The 2,435-nt window shown below is 55.2% G+C and carries 1 protein-coding gene and 1 pseudogene; both read right to left on the bottom strand.

The window, feature by feature from the left end:
• Nucleotides 1–319: 319 nt before the first annotated feature.
• Complete coding sequence (locus IT781_RS21630) at nucleotides 320–1,414, bottom strand: IS91 family transposase (protein WP_194972244.1); 1,095 nt, start codon at nucleotides 1,412–1,414, stop codon at nucleotides 320–322.
• A pseudogene (locus IT781_RS21625) lies at nucleotides 1,411–2,318 on the bottom strand (tyrosine-type recombinase/integrase). Before IT781_RS21625 ends, IT781_RS21630 begins: the two are co-directional and overlap by 4 nt.
• Nucleotides 2,319–2,435: the final 117 nt, after the last annotated feature.

Genomic DNA, 2,435 nt, shown 5'->3' with positions numbered 1-2,435 from the left:
TAACGAATAAGGTTAGATTGTGTGAGCAAAGCGAACCACAATCTGAACCGGTTGTTGGACAAGCCCGGTGATCACGGATCTGACTTTATATAAGAAAATAGCTTTTCGGCGTTTGTGGGATGCGGTGGCTTGTCTGAGGCGGTAAGTCTCAAAAACAAGCCAATATGGTTGCCATGAGGGCAATGACATCCGGAAAGGGATGCATTCAGGCGTATTAAGCCCCGAATTTGAGCCGAGCATACCCCTCGGCGCAAACATGCCGATTCAGGCCGGGCCGGAATGACGGATGGATTTACATAACCTGTTCCTTTCGGTTTCGCTAGCCCGTTGGCACTGCCAGCCTTATTGAGGAAGGCGGCATCTGCGTTTTGACAATGCTCATGTCACCGCCGCAGCACCGGCACTTGAGGCTAGGACGTTTTCTCAGCCAGGCCAGGGCCTGATTCGGATTCACGCCGAGCAGGACTTGCAGCAGACGGATCAGGCGCTTGCTGTTGGGGTGTAAAAAGCCGAAATTGCGGGCCCGCCGAAAGCCCTTGGGCAGCACATGCCGAAGGATCAGCCACAGAAACTGGACGCCGGGCAGGATTCGGGTGCGCATCTGTTGGGTTTTGCTGTCCCGGTAACGGAAAGTCACCTGGCCGTCCCGGCAGGCGATAATATCCTTTTCCTGGATAACGCCTTTGTAAAGATAGCGTCCGAGATAGACCAGCGCCTGGTCGCCGCGGCCGACGGGCTTGACGTCGACGACCCATTTTTTGGGGTAACGGTCGGGCAGAGCCAGTCCTGCTTGTGCAATAGCCTCAAGCAGTTTGCCACGAAAGACTATGGCCAAGGCCTTGTGATTGAACAGATAACCGGTTCTGTGCCGATCTTGGCCTTTTTTGGTTCGCCACAGCCGTTTGTTCGGATCAATGGCCGCCGCCGGCATCACCAGATGCACATGGGGATGGTAATCGAGGCGGCGAGAATGGGTATGCAGCACGGTGATGGCGCCGGCGTTCCCCTGAAGCTGTGGGTCGTTTTGCGTGAAGGCTTTGACAGTCTCCCAGCTACAGCGGATCAGCAAGTCATACAGCGTGCGTTGCTGTTGCCAGGCCAGCGCTCTGAGTTCGTTGGGCAAGGTGAAGGTCACTAAAAAATACTCGGCGGGCACCTGCCTTTGCAGTTGCCGCTCCAGCCATTGCTGACTTTCGTGTTGTTGGCAATGAGGGCAGTTGCGATGACCGCAGGAATGCGGCACGAAGCGTTGGCTATCGCAGTCATCGCATTGGGCTAGCATCAAGGGGCTTTGCGAGGTACGGCAGTGCTTCATGGCGGCCAGCGCTTGGCGCTGGCTGGGTAATAGTGAGTTCTGATAACGTTCGAGAAATTCAGTTTCAAAGGCTTGGATGATGGAGGAGAGCAGGATCATTTGACCTTTCCCCAGTCCATGGCAAAGCCATTCATCAAGGCATTGATCACCTGGTTGGCATTCTGATTCGTGCCGTCGGTCAGGTGGGTATAGCGGGCGGTGGTGAGGATACTGTGGTGGCCGAGGATTTTCTGCACTTCCAGCAGATCGACACCGGCTTCGATCAGATGCGTGGCGTAGCTGTGACGTAGGCTGTGCGGGGTAATCTTTTTTTTAGACCGCAGTCTTGCGCCACCTGGCGCAACGTCGTTTGCACGCCGCCGCGATCCAGCGGCGTAGTCGCCCGATGCGCGCCCTTCAAGCCACAGTGGCGATTGGGAAACAGCAGTACCGGATTACGATGAACCTGCCAGAAGCGGCGCAGCAAACTCAATGTCGCCGCCGGCAGGGGCACTAAACGATCCTTGTTGCCTTTCGCGTCGCGGATATGCACGCGCTGCCGTTCGGCGTCGATATCGCCCACCTGCAAGCGCAAGCCCTCGCCGAGACGCAAACCCAAGCTGTAGACGGTGAAAAAGAAAACCCGGTAACTGAGCACATGGGTGGCCAAGAAAAGTTGCTGAGCCTCTTCCACGCTAACAATATCCGGCAAGCGTTGGACCTTGGGCGGCTTGATCAGATTGGGGGCTACCCAAGGTTTGCGCAGCACATGGGTATAATAGAACTTGAGGCCGTACAGATCGAGCTTGACCGCGCTCCAGGAATGCGATGTCAGCAAATCGGTAAAATAATCGGTCAACTGCGGTTCGGACAGGTCATCGATTTGTTCATCGAAATACTGACCGATACGCCGAATGGCACGGGCGTAGGCCTCTATCGTCTTGGGCTGGAGCCCTTTGAGCCTAAGGTGTTTAAGATGGGTTTGATAATTGCGCTTGAAATCGGATTCGGATGATGATGTCATTGTCGAGTAACCTCAGGATTCGTCGTGGAATGATCCCTCTCAGTGAGGGCTTGAGGTTACATTCTATAAATAATCGGGCACTGGGGCTTTTTCTCCGCGTTAGCGGCTTCGTCCAAC

It is taken from the genome of Methylobacter sp. BlB1, assembly GCF_015476545.1.
In the GTDB taxonomy this organism is placed as follows: domain Bacteria; phylum Pseudomonadota; class Gammaproteobacteria; order Methylococcales; family Methylomonadaceae; genus Methylobacter.
This window is presented reverse-complemented; position numbering and strand designations above follow the sequence as displayed.

Coding starts and splice junctions, on each gene's coding strand:
- IT781_RS21630 (WP_194972244.1), bottom strand. CDS start 1,414: ATGATCCTGCTCTCCTCCATCATCCAAGCCTTTGAAACTGAATTTCTC.